Below are 20882 nucleotides of genomic sequence, written 5' to 3'. Positions count from 1 at the left end.
GCTCCGTGGTGCGGAGCGGCGCCCGGCGGCCTGGCGTGCGGCGGGTCGTCGTGGGCGGGTCGTCAGCGGCGGGCGAGCCGCGCCCGCGAGCGCTGCTCGGGCACGGCCGGCACGGCCGGGCCGGGCGCGACCCGCACCGGGCGGTGCGCCACGGCGTGCGAGAACGGCTGTGTGCGCCAGTCGAGTTCGGACGGGAGTCGGAGCAGGGTCGCCAGCGCGGGCCCGGGGGCGTCGGCCGGGGCGTCGACCTCGGCGAGGTCGTCCGTCGGCGCGCCGGAGCCGGGGCAGAGCGCGGGGGAGAAGGGGTGCCAGGCGGTCGGCAGGACCGCGTGCTGGGGCAGCCGCTCCTCGTCGCCCACCAGGGCGATCGGGCGGCGGCAGGCGGGGCAGTGCACCCGGAAGATCTCCCAGGTGTCGGCCTCGCCGGGGTCGACCCCCGGCATCCGGCCGTCGCGGACCGCGAGTCCGTCGCGGCCGGCCGTATCGTGGACGTCGTCTGCGCTCGGCGGGAGCTGGTCAACAGCAGGCATGGTGATCCCCCTCGGATCGGGCCCGGCCGCTTCGGCCAGGGCCACAACCAGCACTTCCCGCCGACGGGTCCTCATAACCCTGCGGCCCGTCGCACTGTGATGCACCGGGTGTGTCCTTCGCCACATTGCCCCCGGCACATGCCCACGGGGCGCCGTTCACCACTCCCGGTGCTGCAGTGCGCCCCCGACCGGGTAGGTTCTCCCCTTGTGGAGGATCTCGACCAACGTATCGTCCAGCTGCTCCTGGAGGACGGCCGGATGAGTTACACCGACCTGGGCAAGGCCACCGGCCTGTCCACCTCGGCGGTGCACCAGCGGGTGCGCCGCCTCGAACAGCGCGGGGTGATCCGCGGCTACACCGCGATCATCGACCCGGACGCGGTCGACCTGGCGCTGACCGCGTTCATCTCGGTCAAGCCCTTCGACCCCAGCGCCCCCGACGACACGCCCGAACGCCTCGCCGGCCTGCCCGAGATCGAGGCCTGCCACAGCGTCGCCGGCGACGAGAACTACATCCTCAAGGTCCGCGTCGGCGCCCCCGGCGACCTGGAGGACCTGCTCGCCCGCATCCGCAGCGCCGCCGGCGTCTCCACCCGCACCACGGTCGTCCTCTCCACCCCGTACGAGGCCAGACCCCCGAAGCTCTGAGCACGTCCGGCCGGGGTGCAGACTAGGCGTCATGACCGAACGCACCCTCCCTCCTCGCCCGCCCTCGGACAGGAGGGGCCCACGCACCGTGCTGCTGCGCGGCGGCAACGTCTACAGCCCCGCCGACCCGTTCGCCACCGCGATGCTCGTCGAGGGCGAGCACGTCGCCTGGGTCGGCAGCGACGGTGCCGCCGAGGCGTACGCCGGCACCGCGGACGAGGTCGTCGAGCTGGACGGCGCGCTGGTCACCCCCGCCTTCGTCGACGCCCACGTGCACGCCACCTCCGCCGGGCTGGCCCTCACCGGCCTCGACCTCACCGGCAGCGCCTCGCTCGCCGACGCGCTCACCCGGGTCACCGCCTTCGTCGACGCCCAGGACGCGCCCGGCGGCGTCCTGCTCGGCCACGGCTGGGACGAGACCGGCTGGCCCGAGGGACGGCCGCCCGCGCTCGCCGAACTCGACGCCGCCGCCCGCGGCGCCGCCCTCTACCTCTCCCGCACCGACGTCCACTCCGCGCTCGCCACCACCGCCCTGCGCACCCTCGCCGAGGGCCTCGCCGAGCAGCCCGGCCACCACCCCGACGGCCCGCTCACCCGCGACGCCCACCACGCGGTGCGGAAGGCCGCGCTGGCCCGGCTCACCCCCGAGCAGCGCCGGCGCGCCCAGCGGGCCGCCCTGGACCGCGCCGCCGCGCTCGGCATCGGCGCCCTGCACGAGTGCGCCGGACCGGAGATCTCCTCCGAGGAGGACCTCGCCGCGCTGCTCGCCCTCGCCGCCGAGGGCGAGGGACCCGAGGTCTTCGGCTACTGGGGCGAGCTGGGCGGCGTCGAAACGGCCCGCCGGCTCGGCGCGGTCGGCGCCGGCGGCGACCTCTTCGTCGACGGCGCGATCGGCTCGCGCACCGCCTGCCTGCACGCCCCGTACGCCGACGCCGACCACACCGGCACCTCCTACCTCAGCGCCGAGCAGGTCGCCGACCACGTCGCGGCCTGCACCGAGGCCGGCCTCCAGGCGGGCTTCCACGCCATCTGCGACGCCGCGGTCACCGCCGTGCTCGACGGCGTCCGCGCCGCCGGTGAGCGGGTCGGCGCCGCCCGGGTCACGGCGCTGCGCCACCGTGTCGAGCACGCCGAGGCGCTGGACGACAAGGCCGTGGCGGCCTTCGCCGAGCTGGGCCTCACCGCCTCCGTACAGCCGGCCTTCGACGCGGCCTGGGGCGGCCCGGACGGCATGTACGTCCAGCGGCTGGGCGCCGAGCGGGCCGCCGCGCTCAACCCGTTCGCGGCGCTGCTGCGGGCCGGCGTCCCGCTGGCCTTCGGCTCGGACGCGCCGGTCACCCCGCTCGACCCGTGGGGCACCGTCCGCGCGGCGGCCTTCCACCGCACCCCCGAGCACCGGATCTCGGTGCGCGCCGCGTTCACCGCGCACACCCGCGGCGGCTGGCGGGCGATCGGCCGGGACCAGGACGGCGTGCTGGTCCCCGGCGCGGTGGCCAGCTACGCGATCTGGGCCGCCGAGGAGCTGGTCGTCCAGGCCCCGGACTCCCGGGTGGCCGGCTGGTCCACCGACCCGCGCTCCGGCACCCCGGGCCTGCCCGACCTCACGCCGGGCCGCCCGCTGCCGGCCTGCCTGCGCACCGTGGTCCGCGGCCGGACCGTCCACCTCGCCGGGCAGCCCGGCTGACGGCGTCGGGCGGCGCGGGTCACTGCACCGGGCGGCCCGGATAACCCGGTGATCGGATCGGCCTCCGCTGCCTAGGCTGCGCGGTATGACCGAACCCGAACCCTTCGTTCCCGCCGGCTTCGCCGTACCGCGCACCCTCCTCGCCGAGGGGTTCCGCCTGGAGCCCCTCGGCGAGCAGCACAACGCGTCCGACCTCGCCGCCTGGACCTCCAGCATCGAGCACATCCGCGCCACCCCCGGCTGGCAGGGCCGCGGCTGGCCCCCGGCCGCCGGGATGACGTCCGAGCAGAACGCCGCCGACCTGCGCCGCCACGCGGGCGAGCACGAGGAGCGGGTCGCGTTCACCTACACCGTGCTGGAGCACCCCGGTGACGCCGTCGTCGGCTGCGTCTACATCCACCCGGACCGCACCGAGCCCGGCGTCACCCGGGTGAGCTCCTGGGTCCGCGCCGACCGCGCCGAACTGGACGCCCCGCTGTACCGCGCGGTCCGTGCCTGGCTGCGTGACTGGCCGCTGCGCGAGGTCCGCTACGCCGAGCGCTGACCTGCCCCGACGGGCAGTGCCACCGGCCCACCCGGCCTCACGCGCACCGGTCGTTCCGGGGTACCGTCTTCGAAGGCGTCCGAACACGACCGGGCGGTTACGAATGCGCGAACAGCCCGACCAGAGAGATGGTGCGCCGGTGGCACTGCCCTTGACCGAGGAGCGGGCGGGGACCGCCCCCCAGGGCCCCGGCGACCCGGCCCCCGGCCGCGCCGAACGGGCCCTGCTGAAGCTCCGCGCCGGGTTCCCGCGCACCGCCCTGGCCGCGCTCTCCGGGCTCCTCCTCGCGCTCGCCTTCCCGCCGTACGACCTCTGGCCGCTGTCGCTGGTCGGCGTCGCCGCGCTGTCGCTGCTCACCCGGGGCCGCACCCCACGGCAGGCCGCCTGGACCGGCTTCGCGTTCGGCCTGCCGTTCTTCCTGCTGCTGCTCGGCTGGCTGCGGGTGGTCGGCTGGGACGCCACCATCGGCCTGGCGATCATCGAGGCGCTCTTCCTCGCCGCCCTCGGCACCGGTCTGGCGGTCACCTCCCGGCTGCCCGGCTGGCCGCTCTGGGCGGCCTGCCTCTGGGTCACCCAGGAGTGGGCGCGCGACCGGCTGCCGCTCGGCGGCTTCCCGTGGGGCCGACTGGCGTTCGCCAACACCGCCACCCCGTACACCCCGCTGGCCGCGCTCGGCGGGGCGCCGCTGGTGACCTTCGCGGTCGCCCTCTCCGGCACCCTGCTGGCCTGGGCCGCGCTGCGGCTGCGGGCCCGCGGCCGGGCGCCGCGCCCGGTGCAGGCGGCGGTCGGCGCGCTGGGTGCGGTCGCCGCGATGCTGGTCGGCTACCTGGTGCCGGTGCCCACCGCGGCCCAGGACACCGTCAAGGTCGCGATCATCCAGGGCAACGTGCCCAACCCGGGCATGGACTTCCTGGGCCGTCCGATGATGGTCCTCAACAACCACGCCGCCGCCACCGAGAAGCTCGCCGCCGACATCGCGGCCGGCCGGGCCGAGCGGCCCGACCTCGTGATCTGGCCGGAGAACTCCTCCGACCTCGACCCGTTCGGGGACCCGGAGGCGTACGCGCGCATCGACGAGGCCGTCCGCGCGATCGGCGTGCCCACCCTGGTCGGCACCCTGGTGGACGGCCCCGACGAGCAGCACGTCCAGAACCAGGGCATCGTCTGGGACCCGAAGACCGGCCCCGGCGCCTCGTACACCAAGCAGCACCCGGTGCCGTTCGGCGAGTACGTGCCCTTCCGCGACCAGCTCTCCAAGGTCATCACCCGCCTCCAGCGGGTCGCCCGGGACTTCTACCCCGGCGACCACAACGGCGTGATGCAGCTCGGCCCGGCCCGCATCGGCGACGTCATCTGCTTCGAGGTCGCGTACGACGAGATCGTCCGCGACACCGTCGACAAGGGCGCCCGGGTGCTGGTCGTGCAGACCAACAACGCCACCTACGCCAAGACCGGCCAGCCGGACCAGCAGCTCGCGATGTCCCGGCTGCGGGCCGTCGAGCACGGCCGGGCGGTGCTGATCGCCGCGACCAGCGGGATCAGCGCGGTGATCGCCCCCGACGGCTCCGTGGTCACCCGCTCCGAGGAGCTGACCGCCGCCGAGCTGTCCGCGGTCGTCCCGCTGCGCGACGACCTGACGGTGGCCACCCGGGTCGGCGCCGCGCCGGAGTGGGCGCTCGCCGTGGCGGGGCTGCTGGCCTGCGGCGCGGCCGTGCTGGTCACCCGCCGCCGGCGCCCCGCCGGGGCGGGCGACGCCGCGGAGGGCACGGCCGCCACCCCGGCGGCCTGACCGGCGGGGCCGCCGGGCCCCTTCCGGAACACCGGCCGCCGCGGGACCGTTGGACCAGGTGGTGCCGCAACTCCTCCGGCCTCCGGCCGGGAGCAGCCCCAGCCCGGACGGCCCGGGCGGCGTGCCGGGCACCGCGTTGGAGTGGATCCGTACCGTGACCCAGCAAGCTACCCCCGCCCGCCCGGCCCCCCGCAGCAAGCTCAGGCGGGTGCTGCCGCTGCTGATCACCGCCTGGCTGGTGCTGGAGATCTGGCTGCTGGTCCAGGTCGGCGTGTGGCTGGGCGGCCTGACCGTCGTCCTGCTGATCCTGGCCGGCGCGGTGATCGGCGGTTCGCTGATCAAGCGCGCCGGGGCGAAGGCCCTGTCGGCGATGATCGAGCAGAGCCGGGACCCGCAGCCGCAGCAGGCGCAGACCGGCACCAGCCTGACCGTGCTGGCCGGCGTGCTGCTGATGGTGCCGGGCTTCCTGTCCGACGCTGTGGCGCTCACCCTGCTCTTCCCGCCGACCAGGGCGCTCTGGCGGGCCGCCGGGCGCCGGGCGGCGGACAAGGCCCTGCGCTCGACCTCCGCCGTCGGTGCAGACCCGTTCGCGGACGCCATGCGGCTGCAGGAGCAGCTGCGCATCCACCGGCCGGACGGCAAGGTCATCCAGGGCGAGGTGGTGGAGCCGGGCAGCGGGCCGCGTGACCCGCAGGGCCCGGACACCGGCTACCGCCCGCCGATCGGGGGGTGAACGACCCCGCGGACCCCGGCCGGACGGCGGGGTCCGCCCCGCCGTCCGGCGGGGGTGGGGCGCCAACGCGAAAAGGACCCTGGGAGCCAGGGTCCTTTTTCGCATGCCCCCGCCGCACGGGCGGGAGCGGGTCAGGCGCTCTTGCGGGTGTCCCGCGGGTGCACCGCGAGGTTCATCCCACCGGAGCGGAGCACGGCCAGCCGCTCGGCCAGCACCTCCTCCAGCTCCTCGCGCGTCCGGCGCTCCATCAGCATGTCCCAATGGGTGCGCGTGGGCTTGGTCTTCTTCTCCTCCGGCTCGTCACCGTCGAGAAGCACCGCTTCCTGCCCGCAGAAGCGGCATTCCCAGGCCGAGGGGATCTCCGCCTCGACCGAGAAAGGAACCTCGAATCGGTGTCCGTTCTGACATGCGTACTCGACGGTCTGGCGGGGAGCCAGATCGATACCACGGTCGGTCTCGTAGCTAGTGGCCCCGAGTCGCGTGCCGCGGAGAGCTCGCTCGCTCATGAATCGTGCCTCCCGGGCTTATGGCCCACAGGACTAGTGGTCGCTGTTCTTCGTCGTTCGGTCAACGCTCGGCTGTCGACGAAGATTCCCGTCCCGGGACATGCGTCGTCTGTCGTGCCGCCCCTGTTTGTACCCACCGGCGCCCGTTTTGTCACATCTGGCCGGTGATATCACCCCAGGTGTCACCTATTTCACATCCGGTGCTGGGACGGCCTTTCCCGGACGAGCCTACCGGGACGGGATCCGCGGCCGCCGGGCGCCCCTCACCGGCCCGGTCGGACCGCCCGGTCCTTGCCCAGGTCCAGCGGCGGGAAGTCCACCGCGGTGAGGTCGATCGGCCGCACCGCGCCGGGCTCCGCGGCCGGGACGAGCGGCGGCTCGGCCGGGCGCGGCGGCACCTCGGCGGCCGCGGCCCCGGCGGCGGCCTCGGTCCGGGTGTCGCGGTGCGGCAGCAGGGTGATCACCGCCTCCCGCAGCCGGTCCGGCGCCTCCTCGTCCAGCGGGTCGACGGTCGCCGGGACCTGCAGCCGCACCGGTGCCGCGTTGCCGATCCGGGCGTAGCCGCGGCCGGCCGGGGCGTGCGCGGCGGGCACGATGTCCAGCGGGGCACCCAGCGCGGCGTGCCCCTCCTCGGGGCCCACCGGGCCGAGCACCACGCGGGCCCGGGTGGTCGCCCGGACGGTCGGGCCGATCCGGTCGCGGGCCTCCACGGACTCCGCGATCACCACGGTGACCCGGGCGGCCCGGCCCTGCCGCAGCGGGACCTCCAGCAGCTCCTGCGGGTCCGGCCGGCCTTCGGCGTGCGCCAGCTCGCCCAGCTCGGTCGGGTGGTCGAGCAGCAGCCAGAGCGGCCGGGTGACGTCCTCGGGGGCGGCGACGCCGGCCTGCCGGGCCGCGTTCAGCGCGGCGAGCCGGCGCTCGGTCTCCTGGGCGGCCCACTCCAGCGCCGCCAGCGCCCCGTGCAGGCTGGTCTCCACGGTGTGCACCCCGGGCCGGTTGACCAGGCAGGCGTGCTCGCCGGTGCCCGCCCCGTCGATCACCACCAGGTCGCCGTACGGCAGGGCCTGCAGGGCGATCGAGCGCAGCAGGCTGGAGGTGCCGTAGCCGGGGGCGCCGAAGGCCAGCAGGTGCGGTTCGGCCGAGCGCGGCCCGGTCCGCCAGACGACCGGCGGCTGCTGCCCGACGGCCCCGCCCTGCTGCACCGGGATGGTGCGGGCGCTGCCCTCCTCGTCCGTGAAGCCGAGCACGATCTCGCCGGGCGCGGCCACGAAGCGCTGGGCGGCGATGTCGGTGGGCAGTGGCGCGAGTGCGGCGATCCGCAGCTTGTTGGACTCCTCGTCCCAGTCGAAGCGGTACTCGCGGGCGCGGCCGGCCTTGCCCTGGACCACCTGCTCGATCCGGGCCCGGCAGGCGGGCTCGGTGTCGGTGAAGTACGCGGGGTAGGCCAGCTCCAGCCGGGAGAGCCGGCCCTCGCCGTCGAACTCCCAGTTCGCGAAGGCCGCCTTGTAGTTCCCGTCGTGCGCGTAGAGCGGGCTGAGGTCCTCCGGCCCGGCCAGGTACGGGGTCAGTGCCGCGTAGAGGGCGGTCAGCTTGAGGTCCGCGACGTCCGGCGCGGGCGGAGCCGGCGGGGCCTTGGGCCCCCGCCCGCACCACGCGGCGCTGGCCATCAGCGCGACCAGCGCGAACAGCAGGCCGTGCGGCAGCAGGTAGACGCCGAGCGCGATCGCGGCGGCCAGGAAGACCGTCGGCCCGCGCCGTTCCTTCGGGGTGGCCTGCCAGCGGGCCTTCACCCACGCCGTGTGGTGGCGCAGGCCGCGTCCGATGACGGTGAGCGGGGCGAACATGTCGGCGGCGTGGTCGCCGGCGGTGCGGGCGAGGTCGCGGCCCTTGCCGAGGCGTTCGCGGCCCTTGCTGAGATGGCGGTTGAGCGACATTCCTTGACTCCCCGGGCGAGTGGGACGGTCCGCGTGGGACGGTCGGAGGGGTGCGGCTGAAAGGGGCTCGGTCGGCGGTACGCGTACGGGCCCGGGGCGGTGGGATCCGCGCCGGGCCCGTACGGGGAGTGGCGGCGCTAGGGCTTGTCTGACAATTCCCGCCGCGCGCACGACGCCGGGCATCCTCCCCCAGCTGAACGCACCGCCGAATCGCCCAAGTACGTCCAGTACGAGGACGCTCCGGCGGCACGCCCAGCCGGGCGCGGAATGGGGGCACCTCCCGGCCGAAGGCTGGGGGAGCCGCGCGCTCATGCGACGCGAATTGTCAGACAAGCCCTAGAACTTGAGGCCGCCGAGGAGGCTGGCCAGGCTCGCGCCGCCGGCGGTGATGCTCGGCGCGATCGAGGAGCCGGCGACGTAGAAGCCGAAGAGGGCGCAGACGATCGCGTGGGAGGGCTTTAGTCCGTCCCTGCGGAAGAAGAGAAAGGCGATGGTGCCGAACAGGACGATGCCGGAAATGGAGAGGATCACGCGTCTGCTCCTCGGTGAGGGGGACAGGGACAGTGTCACGGAAAGTGCCCTAATCGTGACAAAAAGTAATAGATGATGGAACGGTGCAAATGGGTGGTTTCCCCGGGCATTGCCGGAGGCCGGTGTATGCGAACCGCCCCTGACGGGCGGCGGAAGCGTGTGGGACCGACGCGCCCAGGCATTCCCGGAGCACCGAGGAAAGGCCGCCGGAACGACCCGGAAGTTCGCCCGAACGGACGCGGAACCGACGCCCCGGCGTGTCGTGCGGCCGTCGCCGCCCGCCCCGGCCATCCGCCATGCGGACGTGAACTGGATCACCCGCGCGTCCCGCCGCTACCGTGCCGTACATGACCGACACCGCACCCTCCGAGGGTCCCGACGCCGCCGTCGTCGCCCTGGCCGGCAAGCTCTTCGACGCGGCCCGCGCCGGGGACGCCGCGCTGCTCGCCGCCTACCTCGACGCCGGCGCCCCCGCCGACCTCACCAACGACCGCGGCGACACCCTGCTGATGCTCGCCGCCTACCACGGCCACGCCGCCGCCGTCCGCGCCCTGCTGGAGCGCGGCGCCGACCCGAACCGCGCCAACGACCGCGGCCAGACCCCGCTGGCCGGCGCCGTCTTCAAGGGCAGCGACGACGTCCTCGCCGTCCTGCTCGACGGCGGGGCCGACCCGCAGGCCGGCACGCCGTCCGCGGTCGACACCGCCCGGATGTTCGGCAAGGAGGAGCTGGTCGCCCGGTTCGAGGGGCGCTGACCCGGGGCCTTAGGCTTGCCGACCATGGACAGCACCACCGCCGCCCAGGGCGCCGCCCTCGACTTCCGCATCACCGGCTACGGCCACCCCGACGCCCAGCGCCTCTCCGCCGAGGTGCAGGAGGAGTACGTCCGCCGGTACGGCGAGGGCGACCTCACCGCGCTGCACCCGGACGACTTCGAGGCCCCCGCCGGGCTGTTCCTGATCGCCTACCTCGACGGCGCGCCGGTCGCCTGCGGCGGCTGGCGCGCCAAGGAGGCCGGCCCGCACGGCCTGCGCGACGGCGACGCCGAGCTCAAGCGGATGTTCGTGGTGCCCGCGGCGCGCGGACGCGGCCTCGCCCGGGCGGTGCTGCGCCACCTGGAGGAGACCGCCGTCGTCGCCGGCCGCCACCGCTTCGTACTGGAGACCGGCACCGAGCAGCCCGAGGCCGTCGCGCTCTACCGCTCCGAGGGGTACCTGGACATCCAGGGCTTCGGCCTCTACCGCGACCACCCGCTCAACATCTGCCTCGGCAAGGAGCTGACCGCCCCCGCCGCTGGGTAGGCTCCGGCCGGCGACGACGCCGGCCGGACGACCGAGCGGGGAGCGATGACGACGTACGGCGAGGACCCGGGCCCGCTCACGGCGGCCGGCGGACCCCTGGAGGCGCTCGTCCTGGACGGGCTGCGGCGCGTCGGGGCGGGCGCGGTCTGGGCCGTCGGCGACCCGGGCGGGACCCGCGCGCGCGGCGCCGCCGGGGTGCTCGGCCCCGCACTCGCCGGACGGCCGATGACCGGTGACACGCTGTTCGACCTCGCCAGCCTCACCAAGATCGTCGCGCTCTGGCCGTGCGCCGGGGCCCTCTGGCAGGCCGGGCGCCTGCCGCTCGACCGGCCGCTCGGCCGCTGGTGGCCGGCCGCCCGTGACCGCCCGCTCGGCACGGTGACGGCCCGCCAACTGCTCACCCACACCGCCGGCCTGCCGCTGCGCACCAACTTCGCGGCGCTGTACGGCAGTGACCCGGTGGCCGTCCGCGCCGGGATCCTCGCCGCCCCGCTGCACCGCCCGCCGGGCACCGCCGTCGAGTACACCGACCGCGCGGCCGTCGCCCTCGGCTACCTGGTCGAGGACCTGGCCGGCGCACCGCTCGGCGACCTCGCCGCCCGCCAGGTCTGGCAGCCGCTCGGCATGGCGGACACCCGCTTCGGCCCGCTCGGCCCCGCCGACACCGACCGCACCGCACCCACCGAGTACGACGCCGCCCTCGGCACCCACCGGCGCGGCACCGTGCACGACCCCTCCGCCCGCCTGCTCGGCGGCGCCTGCGGCAGCGCCGGCGCCTTCTCCACCGGCCGCGACCTGGAGCGCTTCCTCACCGCCCTGCTCGCCCGGCCGGCCCTGCCCTGGGCCGGCGACTGGATCGCCGAGTCGCTGCGCGAGCAGACCGGCGGCCTCGCGCCCGCCCGCGGGCTCTCCTGGCTGGTCGCCCCCGGCACCGAGCCCGCCGAGGGCACCTTCGTGCACTACGGCTTCACCGGCACCGCCCTCTGGGTCTCGCCGCGCCGGGCCCGCTGGGCGCTGCTGCTCACCAACCGGGTGCACTACAGCCGGGTCACCCAGCCGCTCACCGACCTGCGCAACGCCTTCCGCGAGGCCGTCTTCGGCTAGGCCTGTCCGGCCGAAGGGGCATGGGCCGGGGGCGCCGCCGCCGGAATGCCGTGTCCGGAATATCCACATACGATCCGGATCATCGCCCTGATTGTCGACGGGCGGGAGAGAGACGGAGTGACCCGTGGACGACTACCCGCTGTTGAACCTGTTCTGGACCATGCTCTGGCTGTTCCTCTGGATCCTCTGGTTCTTCCTCCTGTTCAAGGTGATCACCGACATCTTCCGCAGCCAGGACATGGGCGGCTGGGGCAAGGCCGGCTGGGTGACCTTCGTGATCCTGCTGCCCTACATCGGCGTGCTGGTCTACCTGATCGCCCGCGGCCGCTCGATGGGCGAACGGGACCTCGCCCAGGCCAAGGCCAGCGAGGCCGCCTTCAAGGACTACATCCGCGAAACCGCCGGGACGACGGGCGCCGGAACCGGGCAGGCGGCCCCGCGCAGCCACGTCGAGGAGCTGTCCGCCCTCGCCGACCTGAAGAACAGCGGCGCGATCAGCGAGGCCGAGTACCAGAAGGCCAAGGACAAGCTGCTCGCCTGACGACGGCCGACGATCGCCGGCCGGGAGGCCCCCGTGCGCCACACCGACGACCACGACCACGACCACCTGGCCGAGGGCGACCTCAAGGGCAAGGGCCTCAAGCCCGGCGCCGTCGGACTGCTGTCGAGCGTCGTCCTCAGCGTCTCCTCGGTCGCCCCGGCGTACGCGCTCACCGCGACGCTGGGGCCGACCGTCAGCGAGGTCGGCCTGCAGATGCCGGCGGTGTTCCTGGCGGGGTTCCTGCCGATGTTCCTGGTGGCGTACGCCTACCGGGAGCTCAACCGGGTGATGCCGGACTGCGGCACCTCCTTCACCTGGACGGCCAAGGCCTTCGGCCCGCGGGTCGGCTGGATGTGCGGCTGGGGGCTGGTGGTCGCCACCATCATCGTGCTCTCCAACCTGGCCGGGGTCGCCGTCTCCTTCCTCTACCTGCTGCTCGGCCGGATCACCGGCGACGAGGACATCACCGCGCTGGCCGACAACAAGGCCGTCAACGTGCTGACCTGCGTCGCCTTCGTGGCGCTGGCCACCGCGATCGCCTACCGGGGCGTCACGGTGACCAAGGAGGTCCAGTACGTCCTGGTCGGCCTGCAACTGGTGGTGCTGGCCGTGTTCACCGTGACGGCCCTGGTGAAGGCGGGCGACGGCTCCTCGGCGTCGGCCGTGCCCTTCGAGTGGAGCTGGCTGAACCCGTTCAGCGTGCAGTCCTTCGCCGCGTTCACCGCCGGGCTCTCGCTCTCCCTCTTCATCTACTGGGGCTGGGACACCTCGCTGACCGTCAACGAGGAGACCAGCGGCAGCGCCCGGACCCCCGGCAGGGCCGCGCTGCTGACCATGCTGGTCATCCTGGCCACCTACCTGCTGGTCGCCGTGGCCGCCCAGCGCTTCGCCGGGACCGGCGCCGAGGGCTACGGGCTCGGCAACCCCGAGACCGCCGACAACGTGTTCGCCGCGCTGGCCGATCCGGTGCTGGGCGGCGCGGCCGTCCTGCTGTACATCGCCGTGCTGGCGAGTTCGGCCTCCAGCCTGCAGACCACCTTCCTGCCGCCCGCCCGGACCATGCTGGCGATGGGTGCCTACCGGGCCGTACCGGAGCGCTTCGCCGCCGTCCACCCGCGCTTCCGCAGCCCCTCCTTCGCCACCCTGGTGTCCGGCGTCGGCACCGCCGTCTTCTACTCCGTGATGCACGTGGTCAGCGAGCACGTCCTGGTCGACACCATCTACGCGCTCGGGCTGATGATCTGCTTCTACTACGGCCTGACCTCGTACGCCTGCGTCTGGTACTTCCGGCGGGAGCTCACCCTCGGCGTCAAGGACTTCGTCCTCAAGGGGCTGTTCCCCACGGTCGGGGCGGTGGTGCTCACCCTGATCTTCGTGAAGACCGCCGTCGACACCTGGCACCCGGACTACGGCTCCGGCGAGTCGGTGTTCGGCATCGGGACGGTCTTCCTGATCGGCATCGGACTGCTCGTCCTGGGCCTGGTGCTGATGGTGCTCTGGGAACGCCGGGCGCCCGCCTACTTCCGCGGCGGAACGCTCCGGCACGACACCCCGTCCCTGGTCGTCGAGGAATGAGCGGCCGACCCGGTCAGAGCAGCGTCTGCCAGTAGGACCAGAAGCGGTTCAGGACCAGCAGCCCGAGCACCGCGGCCCACAGCACCGGAACGGCCCAGTGGTAGCGGGCCGCCTCCCGGACCGCCACGCGCAGCCGAGCCGGAACGGGGACCACCCCGGAGCGCAGGTTGTGCAGCGTGGTGTACCAGAACAGCACGACCACGGTCGCCCACACCACCATGCAGTACGGGCAGAGCGCGCCGATCTCGTACAGCGCCTGGTCGATCAGCCAGTGCGCGAAGACCAGACCGCCGACGGTGCCCGCGTGCAGCGCCAGCCAGAACCAGCGCCGGTACGCGGCACCGGCCAGCAGCCCCGCCCCGACCGCGGCCAGCGCCGCGAAACCGGCCAGGCCCAGCAGCGGGTTGGGGAAGCCGAACACCTCGGCCTGCCCGGTGCGCATCACCGAACCGCAGCTGATCACCGGATTGAGGTTGCAGCTCGGCAGGTAGGCCGGATCCTCCAGCAGCCGGAGCTTGTCGTACGTCAGGACGGCCGAGGCGACCAGGCCCACCAGGCCGCCGACCAGCAGCAGCAGGGCGAACGGGCGGCCGGCGCCGACCCGGGAGCCGGGGCGCGGCGGGCCGGCGGAGCGGAGGGACGGGGCGGGGTTCACGGCGATCGGGGCGGTCATGGCAGAACACTCCGGTGGGGTGCGAAGGCCGATGAGACGTGGAGCCGGTGGTGCGTGAAGGTGGTGGTGCGTGAAGGCGTTCGGGGCATGGGCGCCGGTGGTGCGTGAAGGCGTTCGGGGCAGGTGCTTCCGATGACGGGTCGGGGCGGGCGGGTGCCGGCCCGGCCGGGAGTCCGACCGGGCCGGCGGCGCCTCACTGCAGGCCCGCGGCCTGCTTGACCTGCGCGGTGAACTGCTCCGGCGTCACCGGGCGGTTCCCGGCGAACAGGTTGACCGTCTTGCCGTCGACCTTCACCGTCGGGGTGCCCGACACCCCGCCCTCGTCGAACGCCGCCGCGACCTTCGCCGCCCACGGCGCGTAGGTGCGCTCGGTGACCGCCTTGACGAAGGCGTCGGTCTTCAGGCCCGGCACCTGCCCGGCCAGGTCGAGGATCCGGTTGACGTCGCCGAAGCCGTCCTCGCGCTCCTCGGGCTGGTTGGCGTACAGCACGTCGTGGAACTGCTTGAACTTGTCCACGCCCTCGTTCAGCGCCGCGCCGACCGCCTGCAGCGCGGTGCGCGAGCCCTTGCCGCCCAGGTTGCGGTCCAGGAAGGCGGCGAGCCGGTACTCGACCTTGACGGTGCCCTCGTCCGCGAGCTTGCGGACGGTCTCGCCGTTGGCCGCCTCGAAGGTCTTGCAGACCGGGCAGCGGAAGTCCTCGAACACCTGAAGGGTGTGCGGGGCGTCGGCCCTGCCGTAGACGATCACGGTGCCGTCCGGGCCGCTCGCGTTGGCCGGGACGACCAGCGCGGTCGGGGCCGGCTCGTCGTCGCCGGCCGCGTTGATGGCGATCGCCGTGCCGGCGGCGAGGGCGAGCACGGCGGTGACCGAGACGCCGATGACGATGTTGCGGCGCAGCTTCGCGGCGCGCTGCTCCTGACGGTGCGCCTCCTGGATCCGCTCGCGGGCGGACGGGCGCCGGTCGGTGGTGCGGCGGGACTGGGTGGCCTTGGCCATGGTGGATCTGCTCCTGTGGGTGGCGCGGCGATGGGCGCGCGCGGACGGCCGCCGCGCCGGCGGGCGCCGGGGAGCGGCGCGGCCGGAAGGGGCGGGTGGGAAGGTCCGGGGGAGCCTGCCTGCGGGGCCGAGGGCCGTGGGCCGGGGCGCGGGCACGCCTCGGTGGGCGGGCGGGCGCGGGGCGGCCGCCCGACGGTCGGCCGACGGCGGGGTCCACGGCGGGTCCGCGGCCGGTCAGCGACCGGGCGCGGGCCGTACGGTGGCCGGGCGGCGGACGGTCAGCAGGCGGGCGCGAAGGCCGGCGGGCCGCGGCGGGGCGCCGGGCTCAGCACCACGTCCTCGCGGCGCGGGAGGCGCCGGGACGGTGCGGGCAGCGGCATCCGGAGCACCGGACGGGCCGGCGCCGGGGCGAGCAGCATGACCAGGGCGCGCAGCGGGACGGCCAGGGCCCCGCGCAGGGTGCGCAGGGCGCGGGCCAGACCGGTCAGCGCCGCGTCGCCGAGCCGCAGCCAGCAGGCCGCGGCCAGCGCGATCAGCACGTGGACGAGCAGCACCAGCAGTTGGGTGGCCGCGGGCGCGACCGGCCCGGCGTGCCCCCACTGCTCGTAGAAGAACACGCCGTCCATCGAACCGCCGCCGCAGACCAGCAGATTGACGCCGCGGGCGGGCTGGGCCGCGTCGAAGACGGGCGCACAGGACGCCTGCCCCAGGTTGAACGCGGTGTTGAGCAGCAGCTCGACGGGCACCAGCACCGCCGAGATCTGCGACAGCCGCCGCTCCCGGCCGGCCAGCGCACCGGCCACCAGGAACACCAGCAGGGTCGCGCCCGCCACCAGGGTCAGCGGCAACGGGCGTCCGGTGACGACGACCTGACCCAGCGCCGACAGCGGCACGGCGAGCGCGGTGAACACCGCGGCCCGCAGGGCCCTCGTCGCGTGGGTGGACTTCGTCATGGACCGGAGTATGCCACGGCACTTACATCCGGGACGAGACCGCGTCCCGGCGCAGGTCGAACGGGTGGTGCCGCGGTGGTCGGGCGTTCGTCCGGTGACGGAGGGGAGTTCACCGCGGCGGGGGGTTTGGGCCGGAAGGACGCCGGGCCGTCCGGGCGGTCGCCGGACCATCGGGCCATGGATCATGCCCCTGGCCGGCACCCGGTTCCCCTTCCGCTGCCGACGCCGCCGCCCGAGCCGCCGGTACCGCCCGAGCCGCCGGTACCGCCGGTGGTGCACCCGCCGTCGCCGCCGCCGCGGCCGGACCCGCCGCCGGACCCGCTGCCGACGGACTGCCCGGCACCCTCGCCCGTGCCGACGCCGGTTCCCGTGCCGCCGTCGGTTCCCGCGCCGCCGCCCGTGCCGCCACCCGCGCCGCCCCAGCCGTCCCCGTCGGCCGCCCCTCCGCCGTCGGCCGCCCCACCGCCGGTCGACGCCGCGGCCGGGCCCGTCCCGAAGCAGGCAGCGCCGCCGACGCCGGTCGTCGCGCAGCCCGTACCCGCGCGGCCCGTACCCGTCCGGCCCGAACCCGTGGCGGAGGTGGCCGCCGTGGCCGCCCCGCCCCCGCCGGCGTCGCCGCTCGCTCCGCTGCCGGGGCCGACCCCGGGCGCGAGCGTTGCCGCGGTGGTCGCACCCCCGCCCGCACCGGCCGTCGGCCCCGGCATCGAGCCCGGGGTGTGGACCGCCGTGGTCGTCCTCACCGTCCTGCTGCCGGCCGCGCTCGCCGCCGTGCTCGGCCATCACCCGACCCCGTCCTCCCGGAGGCACAGATGAACCCAGGCCCCCTCATCGGCGCCGGCGCGGCCATGGTGCTGGCCCTCGGCTCGCTCGCCGTCGCCCACCGCATGCGTCCGCCCGTGCCGGAGGGCGAACTGCCCCCCGAGCCGCACCCCGTGCTCTCCAGCATCGGCTCCGGCCTGCTCTCCGGCTTCACCCTGCTGACCGGCTTCCTGGTCGCCACCGGCTGGGCCGCCGGCAGCACCGGCGTCGTCCCGCCCGACGGGCTGTACGCCGCCGACCTCGCCGCGGGGGCGGCCGTGCTGCTGTACCCGGCCCTCGCCGGACTGCCGTTCACCGCGCGGTACGCCACGGCGGTCTGCTTCTTCGGTCTGCTGGTCGGATACACGATGGCCCTCGCGATCCAGCTCCGGCCCTGACCTCCGCTCCCCGGCCGTAGCGCGCCCGCCCCGACCAGGTCCTAGCCTGGAAGACGGTCCCGGTGCCGGTGGTGAACGGGTGGTCGTCCATGGATCGATCGGTGCAGGCCGCGGCGACGGTGGCGGGTGACGGCACGGTCGGTGCGGCGCTGCTCGCCCGGCTCGCGGTGCAGGCCGGGGTGCTGGCCGGGCTCGACGACGCGGTGCGGGCCGACGAACCGGACGCCGTCCACCGGATGCGGGTCGCCTGCCGCCGGCTGCGCAGCGCCCTGCGGACCTACCGCCGACTGCTTGCCGGCGACCCGGGCGAGCGCCTGGTCGAGGAACTCCGCTGGCTCGGCCGGGCCCTCGGGCGGGCCAGGGACACCGAGGTGCTGACCGAGCGGCTGGTGGCCCGGGCCCGGGCACTGCCGCCCGCCTGCGCCCCGCAGCGGGTCGCGGCCGAGCTGGAGGCGTGGGGCCGGGAGGAGTACCGGCGGGCCCGGCCCGAGGTCGTCGCGGCCCTCGACCACCCCCGCCGCGCGGCCCTGGCCGACGGGCTGGCCGCGCTGCTCGCCGACCCGCCGCTGCGCAAGCGGGCCCGGCGGGACGCCGTACCGGAACTGGCCCGGATCGCGGCGCGCGAGCAGCGGCGGGTGGGCCAACGGGTCCGCGCGGCGCTGGCCGCGCCGGACGGCCCGGAGCGGGACGCGGCGCTGCACGAGGCGCGGAAGGCCGCCAAGCGGGCCCGGTACGCCGGGGAGACGGCGCAGCCGGCGGCGGGCCGTGCGGCGGAGCGGTACACCGAGCGGATGGTGGCGGTGCAGGACCGGCTGGGGGAGCACCAGGACGCGGTGGTGGCGGCCGGGGTGCTGCACGCGCGGGCGGCCGCCGCTCCGGGGACGGCGTTCGCGTACGGGGCGCTCTACGGGCAGGAGCTGGCGGCGGCCGAGGCCGCGCGGCTGGGACTCCCGGCGGTGTGGGAGCGGGCGGCGCGGCCGAAGCTCGCCCGCTGGTAGCCGCCGCTCGCCCGACGGTAGGCGCCGCTCACCCGGTGGGCGGCCGCTCCGGCAGCGGGTCGAGGCCGGCGCTGCGGGCGGCGGTGCGCAGCAGCTCGCGGAGCATGGGGGTGGTGAGCCGGCCGGTGTTGGTGTTGCGCGGGCTGACGTGGTAGCAGCCGTACAGTTCCAGCGGCGGGCCGCCGTCCTCGGCGGGCAGTACGACGCGGGCGCCGTGCCCGAAGACCGGGCGGGGGCGGGGCAGCCGCCAGCCGGCGGCGGCCAGCGCGGGCAGCAGGGCCTGCCAGGCGAAGCCGCCGAGGGCGACCACGGTGCGGACGGTGGGCCGCAGCAGTTCGAGCTCCCGGGTGATCCAGGGGCGGCAGGTGTCGCGTTCGCCGGTGGTGGGCTTGTTGTCGGGCGGCGCGCAGCGGACGGGGTCGGTGATCCGGACGCCGTGCAGGTGCAGCCCGTCCCCGCACCGGACGGACTGCGGGCGGTCGGCCAGGCCGAGGTGGTGGAGCGCCGCGAAGAGCAGGTCGCCGGAGGGGTCGCCGGTGAAGATCCGGCCGGTCCGGTTGGCGCCGTGGGCGGCGGGGGCGAGGCCGACCAGCAGGAGGGGTGCGTCGGGCGGGCCGAAGCCGGGGATCGGGCGGGCCCAGTAGTCCCAGTCGAGGTAGGCGCGGCGTTTGGTGCGGGCGGTGGCCTCGCGCCACTCGACCAGGCGGGGGCAGGCGCGGCAGTGGGTGACGGTGCGGTCGAGGGCGGCCAGGTCGGCGCTGCGGGCGGCCGCGGCGGCGGGGTGGCCGGGGTGGTCCGGGTCGGTGGCGGGGTGGCCCGGGTCGGTGGCGGGATCGGGGCGACCCGGGTCGTCGGTGCGGTCGGCTCCCGGTCCCTGGCGGCGCATGGGCCCGATCCTAGGACCCCGCGCCTCCTGGGGCGGGTTGGGCCGGGCCGGGGCGGGCAGGCGTAGCGTGGAAGCAGCCGCTCCGGTGGCGCACCACGGCGTCGCGGGGCGTGCGGCGGGCGCGAGGAGACCGAGATGCTGATCCTGGATGTGGTGCTGGGGATCCTGGTGCTGGCGGCCGTGTGGGCGGGGCTCAGCGTCCGGGTCGTCCAGCAGTACCAGCGGGGTGTCGTGTTCCGCTTCGGCCGGGTGCGCGACGAGGTCCGCGGGCCGGGCCTGGTCGGGCTGATGCCGATCGCGGACCGGCTGCACAAGGTGAACGTGCAGATCGTGACGCTGCCGATCCCGGCGCAGGAGGGCATCACCCGGGACAACGTGACCGTCAGGGTCGACGCGGTGGTGTACTTCCAGGTCGACGACCCGGTGAAGGCGACCGTCAACGTGCAGGACTACAACTTCGCGATCTCCCAGGTCGCGCAGACCTCGCTGCGGTCGATCATCGGCAAGAGCGAGCTGGACGACCTGCTGGCCAACCGCGAACCGATCAACCAGGGGTTGGAGTTGATGATCGACAGCCCGGCGCTGGGCTGGGGCATCCAGATCGACCGGGTGGAGATCAAGGACGTGGCCCTGCCGGAGTCGATGAAGCGCTCGATCGCCCGGCAGGCGGAGGCCGAGCGGGAGCGGCGCGCGCGGATCATCACGGCGGACGGCGAGTACCAGGCGTCGGCGCGGCTGTCGCAGGCGGCGGCGGTGATGAGCGAGACCCCGGCGGCGCTCCAACTGCGGCTGCTGCAGACGGTGGTGGAGGTCGCGGCGGAGAAGAACTCGACCTTGGTGCTGCCCTTCCCGGTGGAGCTGCTGCGCTTCCTGGACGCCGCCGGGGAGGTCCAGCGGCAGGCGGCGAAGCCGACCGGGGCGGCGGGTGCGCCGGAGCGGGCGGCACCCGCGGAGGCGGTGGAAGGGGCCGGGGCGGAGCCGGAGTTGGCCGCGGTGGAGCAGTTGGAGCTGCCGCCGCTGGAGGAACTGCTGGAGCGCCTGCCGGCCGCCGGTGCGGTGGCGGACGCGGTGGCCGGTGCGGGTGCCGGGGGCGGCGTCGACCTCCCGGACGGCGGGGCAGGCGCCGGGGGCGGTGCGGTGGGCGCCGGGGAGGGCGAGCGGGGCGCCGGGCGGGCGGAACCGGCGGATTGAACGGGTCTGGGCCCCCTCCCCGGCCGGGGGATCGCTGCGCGGTGGCGGGGGGCTGCGGGGCGGCAGAGGATGGAAGCTGGAAGTGGCAGGCCGGCGGCAGGGAGGTCCGATCATGACCAAGGCAAGCGACATCATGCACCCCGGGGCCGAGTGCGTGCGGGCGGAGCAGACCCTGGCCGAGGCCGCGCGGATCATGAAGGAACGCGGCGTCGGGGCGCTGCCCATCTGCGGGGAGAAGCAGAAGCTGCTGGGCATCGTGACCGACCGGGACATCGTCCTGAAGTGCGTGGCCGAGGGCCGCGACCCGGCCGGGGTGACGGCGGGCGAACTGGCCGAGGGCCGGCCGATGGTGGTCGAGGCGGACGAGGACGCCGAGCAGGTCCTGCGGGTCATGGAGCAGCACCGGGTGCGCCGGCTCCCGGTGATCAACCACCCGGAACACGAACTGGTCGGCATGATCAGCGAGGCGGACATCGCCCGCGGCCTGCCGCAGGCCCGGGTGGCGGAGTTCGTCTCGGCGATCTGCGCCAAGGATTCCTAGGAGGCGTACGGCGTCCCGCGGCAGGCC

23 protein-coding genes are annotated in these 20882 nt (G+C 75.4%); 15 read left to right on the top strand and 8 right to left on the bottom strand.

Going from position 1 to position 20882, the window contains the following annotated elements; translation table 11 throughout:
- Positions 1-62 precede the first annotated feature (62 nt).
- On the bottom strand, positions 63-530 hold the full coding sequence (locus tag ACWGB8_RS31650) for a hypothetical protein (RefSeq protein WP_452217056.1): 468 nt from the start codon (positions 528-530) through the stop codon (positions 63-65).
- A gap of 207 nt (positions 531-737) precedes the next feature.
- Here ACWGB8_RS31650 and ACWGB8_RS31645 point away from each other — a divergent pair, with 207 nt between their 5' ends.
- The 5 genes from ACWGB8_RS31645 (at position 738) to fxsA (ending at position 5928) form a co-directional block, all read left to right on the top strand.
- Positions 738-1178: an Lrp/AsnC family transcriptional regulator gene (locus ACWGB8_RS31645; RefSeq protein WP_045694655.1), complete on the top strand. Its 441-nt coding sequence runs from the start codon at positions 738-740 to the stop codon at positions 1176-1178.
- Positions 1179-1209: 31 nt separating this feature from the next.
- Entirely contained in the window at positions 1210-2862 is a 1653-nt protein-coding gene (locus ACWGB8_RS31640; protein WP_452217055.1) for an amidohydrolase, read from the top strand.
- An 85-nt stretch (positions 2863-2947) separates the two neighbouring features.
- Positions 2948-3406, top strand: a complete 459-nt coding sequence (locus ACWGB8_RS31635) for an N-acetyltransferase (protein ID WP_452217054.1) — start codon at positions 2948-2950, stop codon at positions 3404-3406.
- A 103-nt stretch (positions 3407-3509) separates the two neighbouring features.
- The gene (gene lnt, locus ACWGB8_RS31630; protein ID WP_452217053.1) at positions 3510-5195 is read left to right on the top strand and encodes an apolipoprotein N-acyltransferase; all 1686 of its coding nucleotides are present in this window, start codon (positions 3510-3512) and stop codon (positions 5193-5195) included.
- Between the two features lie 154 nt (positions 5196-5349).
- Entirely contained in the window at positions 5350-5928 is a 579-nt protein-coding gene (gene fxsA, locus ACWGB8_RS31625; RefSeq protein WP_452217052.1) for an FxsA family membrane protein, read from the top strand.
- Between the two features lie 131 nt (positions 5929-6059).
- Here the strand turns inward: fxsA and ACWGB8_RS31620 are convergent, their stop codons facing one another.
- The 3 genes from ACWGB8_RS31620 to ACWGB8_RS31610 all read right to left on the bottom strand — a co-directional run bounded on the left by ACWGB8_RS31620 (position 6060) and on the right by ACWGB8_RS31610 (position 8899).
- Positions 6060-6434, bottom strand: coding sequence for an RNA polymerase-binding protein RbpA (locus tag ACWGB8_RS31620; protein WP_030396357.1), 375 nt, complete (start codon positions 6432-6434; stop codon positions 6060-6062).
- A 263-nt stretch (positions 6435-6697) separates the two neighbouring features.
- A complete protein-coding gene (locus tag ACWGB8_RS31615) occupies positions 6698-8368 on the bottom strand; it encodes a hypothetical protein (protein ID WP_452217051.1) in 1671 nt (556 codons plus the stop codon).
- A 336-nt stretch (positions 8369-8704) separates the two neighbouring features.
- Entirely contained in the window at positions 8705-8899 is a 195-nt protein-coding gene (locus ACWGB8_RS31610) for a hypothetical protein (RefSeq protein ID WP_452217050.1), read from the bottom strand.
- A 347-nt stretch (positions 8900-9246) separates the two neighbouring features.
- On the opposite strand from ACWGB8_RS31610, the gene ACWGB8_RS31605 reads away from it, so the two are divergent.
- The 5 genes from ACWGB8_RS31605 to ACWGB8_RS31585 all read left to right on the top strand — a co-directional run bounded on the left by ACWGB8_RS31605 (position 9247) and on the right by ACWGB8_RS31585 (position 13420).
- Positions 9247-9654, top strand: coding sequence for an ankyrin repeat domain-containing protein (locus ACWGB8_RS31605; RefSeq protein WP_452217049.1), 408 nt, complete (start codon positions 9247-9249; stop codon positions 9652-9654).
- A gap of 24 nt (positions 9655-9678) precedes the next feature.
- The gene (locus tag ACWGB8_RS31600) at positions 9679-10200 is read left to right on the top strand and encodes a GNAT family N-acetyltransferase (RefSeq protein WP_452217048.1); all 522 of its coding nucleotides are present in this window, start codon (positions 9679-9681) and stop codon (positions 10198-10200) included.
- Between the two features lie 45 nt (positions 10201-10245).
- Positions 10246-11304: a serine hydrolase domain-containing protein gene (locus ACWGB8_RS31595; RefSeq protein ID WP_452217047.1), complete on the top strand. Its 1059-nt coding sequence runs from the start codon at positions 10246-10248 to the stop codon at positions 11302-11304.
- 124 nt (positions 11305-11428) lie between these two features.
- Positions 11429-11845 (top strand): SHOCT domain-containing protein, encoded by a 417-nt coding sequence (locus ACWGB8_RS31590; RefSeq protein ID WP_452217046.1) that lies wholly within the window; start codon positions 11429-11431, stop codon positions 11843-11845.
- 33 nt (positions 11846-11878) lie between these two features.
- Positions 11879-13420, top strand: a complete 1542-nt coding sequence (locus ACWGB8_RS31585) for an APC family permease (RefSeq protein ID WP_452217045.1) — start codon at positions 11879-11881, stop codon at positions 13418-13420.
- A gap of 13 nt (positions 13421-13433) precedes the next feature.
- Here ACWGB8_RS31585 and ACWGB8_RS31580 read toward each other — a convergent pair whose 3' ends face one another.
- The 3 genes from ACWGB8_RS31580 to ACWGB8_RS31570 all read right to left on the bottom strand — a co-directional run bounded on the left by ACWGB8_RS31580 (position 13434) and on the right by ACWGB8_RS31570 (position 16043).
- Positions 13434-14093 (bottom strand): vitamin K epoxide reductase family protein, encoded by a 660-nt coding sequence (locus ACWGB8_RS31580; protein WP_452217044.1) that lies wholly within the window; start codon positions 14091-14093, stop codon positions 13434-13436.
- A 193-nt stretch (positions 14094-14286) separates the two neighbouring features.
- A complete protein-coding gene (locus ACWGB8_RS31575; RefSeq protein ID WP_452217043.1) occupies positions 14287-15090 on the bottom strand; it encodes a DsbA family protein in 804 nt (267 codons plus the stop codon).
- Between the two features lie 278 nt (positions 15091-15368).
- Positions 15369-16043, bottom strand: coding sequence for a hypothetical protein (locus ACWGB8_RS31570; RefSeq protein WP_452217042.1), 675 nt, complete (start codon positions 16041-16043; stop codon positions 15369-15371).
- A gap of 588 nt (positions 16044-16631) precedes the next feature.
- Between ACWGB8_RS31570 and ACWGB8_RS31565 the strand changes: the two genes are divergently transcribed.
- The 3 genes from ACWGB8_RS31565 (at position 16632) to ACWGB8_RS31555 (ending at position 18237) form a co-directional block, all read left to right on the top strand.
- Positions 16632-16856, top strand: a complete 225-nt coding sequence (locus ACWGB8_RS31565) for a hypothetical protein (protein ID WP_452217041.1) — start codon at positions 16632-16634, stop codon at positions 16854-16856.
- Positions 16853-17239, top strand: a complete 387-nt coding sequence (locus tag ACWGB8_RS31560) for a hypothetical protein (RefSeq protein ID WP_452217040.1) — start codon at positions 16853-16855, stop codon at positions 17237-17239. Before ACWGB8_RS31565 ends, ACWGB8_RS31560 begins: the two co-directional genes overlap by 4 nt.
- Positions 17240-17328: 89 nt before the next feature.
- Entirely contained in the window at positions 17329-18237 is a 909-nt protein-coding gene (locus tag ACWGB8_RS31555; protein WP_452217039.1) for a CHAD domain-containing protein, read from the top strand.
- A 28-nt stretch (positions 18238-18265) separates the two neighbouring features.
- Here the strand turns inward: ACWGB8_RS31555 and ACWGB8_RS31550 are convergent, their stop codons facing one another.
- Positions 18266-19123, bottom strand: a complete 858-nt coding sequence (locus ACWGB8_RS31550; RefSeq protein ID WP_452217038.1) for a uracil-DNA glycosylase — start codon at positions 19121-19123, stop codon at positions 18266-18268.
- A gap of 135 nt (positions 19124-19258) precedes the next feature.
- On the opposite strand from ACWGB8_RS31550, the gene ACWGB8_RS31545 reads away from it, so the two are divergent.
- Positions 19259-20314, top strand: coding sequence for an SPFH domain-containing protein (locus tag ACWGB8_RS31545; RefSeq protein ID WP_452217037.1), 1056 nt, complete (start codon positions 19259-19261; stop codon positions 20312-20314).
- Positions 20315-20426: 112 nt separating this feature from the next.
- Positions 20427-20855, top strand: a complete 429-nt coding sequence (locus tag ACWGB8_RS31540) for a CBS domain-containing protein (RefSeq protein ID WP_452217036.1) — start codon at positions 20427-20429, stop codon at positions 20853-20855.
- Positions 20856-20882 lie beyond the last annotated feature (27 nt).

This window comes from Kitasatospora sp. NPDC054939 (assembly GCF_053610105.1).
Note: the sequence above shows the minus strand (reverse complement) of the source record. Positions and strands in the feature narration are given on the sequence as shown.

Excerpts from the sequence above, each read along its gene's own strand:
- ACWGB8_RS31650 (WP_452217056.1), bottom strand. The coding sequence starts at position 530 with ATGCCTGCTGTTGACCAGCTCCCGCCGAGCGCAGACGACGTCCACGAT.
- ACWGB8_RS31540 (WP_452217036.1), top strand. The coding sequence starts at position 20,427 with ATGACCAAGGCAAGCGACATCATGCACCCCGGGGCCGAGTGCGTGCGG.
- ACWGB8_RS31635 (WP_452217054.1), top strand. The coding sequence starts at position 2,948 with ATGACCGAACCCGAACCCTTCGTTCCCGCCGGCTTCGCCGTACCGCGC.
- ACWGB8_RS31615 (WP_452217051.1), bottom strand. The coding sequence starts at position 8,368 with ATGTCGCTCAACCGCCATCTCAGCAAGGGCCGCGAACGCCTCGGCAAG.
- ACWGB8_RS31555 (WP_452217039.1), top strand. The coding sequence starts at position 17,329 with ATGGATCGATCGGTGCAGGCCGCGGCGACGGTGGCGGGTGACGGCACG.
- ACWGB8_RS31550 (WP_452217038.1), bottom strand. The coding sequence starts at position 19,123 with ATGCGCCGCCAGGGACCGGGAGCCGACCGCACCGACGACCCGGGTCGC.
- ACWGB8_RS31595 (WP_452217047.1), top strand. The coding sequence starts at position 10,246 with ATGACGACGTACGGCGAGGACCCGGGCCCGCTCACGGCGGCCGGCGGA.
- ACWGB8_RS31560 (WP_452217040.1), top strand. The coding sequence starts at position 16,853 with ATGAACCCAGGCCCCCTCATCGGCGCCGGCGCGGCCATGGTGCTGGCC.
- lnt (WP_452217053.1), top strand. The coding sequence starts at position 3,510 with ATGCGCGAACAGCCCGACCAGAGAGATGGTGCGCCGGTGGCACTGCCC.
- ACWGB8_RS31600 (WP_452217048.1), top strand. The coding sequence starts at position 9,679 with ATGGACAGCACCACCGCCGCCCAGGGCGCCGCCCTCGACTTCCGCATC.
- ACWGB8_RS31545 (WP_452217037.1), top strand. The coding sequence starts at position 19,259 with ATGCTGATCCTGGATGTGGTGCTGGGGATCCTGGTGCTGGCGGCCGTG.
- ACWGB8_RS31605 (WP_452217049.1), top strand. The coding sequence starts at position 9,247 with ATGACCGACACCGCACCCTCCGAGGGTCCCGACGCCGCCGTCGTCGCC.
- ACWGB8_RS31640 (WP_452217055.1), top strand. The coding sequence starts at position 1,210 with ATGACCGAACGCACCCTCCCTCCTCGCCCGCCCTCGGACAGGAGGGGC.
- ACWGB8_RS31620 (WP_030396357.1), bottom strand. The coding sequence starts at position 6,434 with ATGAGCGAGCGAGCTCTCCGCGGCACGCGACTCGGGGCCACTAGCTAC.
- ACWGB8_RS31570 (WP_452217042.1), bottom strand. The coding sequence starts at position 16,043 with ATGACGAAGTCCACCCACGCGACGAGGGCCCTGCGGGCCGCGGTGTTC.
- ACWGB8_RS31580 (WP_452217044.1), bottom strand. The coding sequence starts at position 14,093 with ATGACCGCCCCGATCGCCGTGAACCCCGCCCCGTCCCTCCGCTCCGCC.
- ACWGB8_RS31575 (WP_452217043.1), bottom strand. The coding sequence starts at position 15,090 with ATGGCCAAGGCCACCCAGTCCCGCCGCACCACCGACCGGCGCCCGTCC.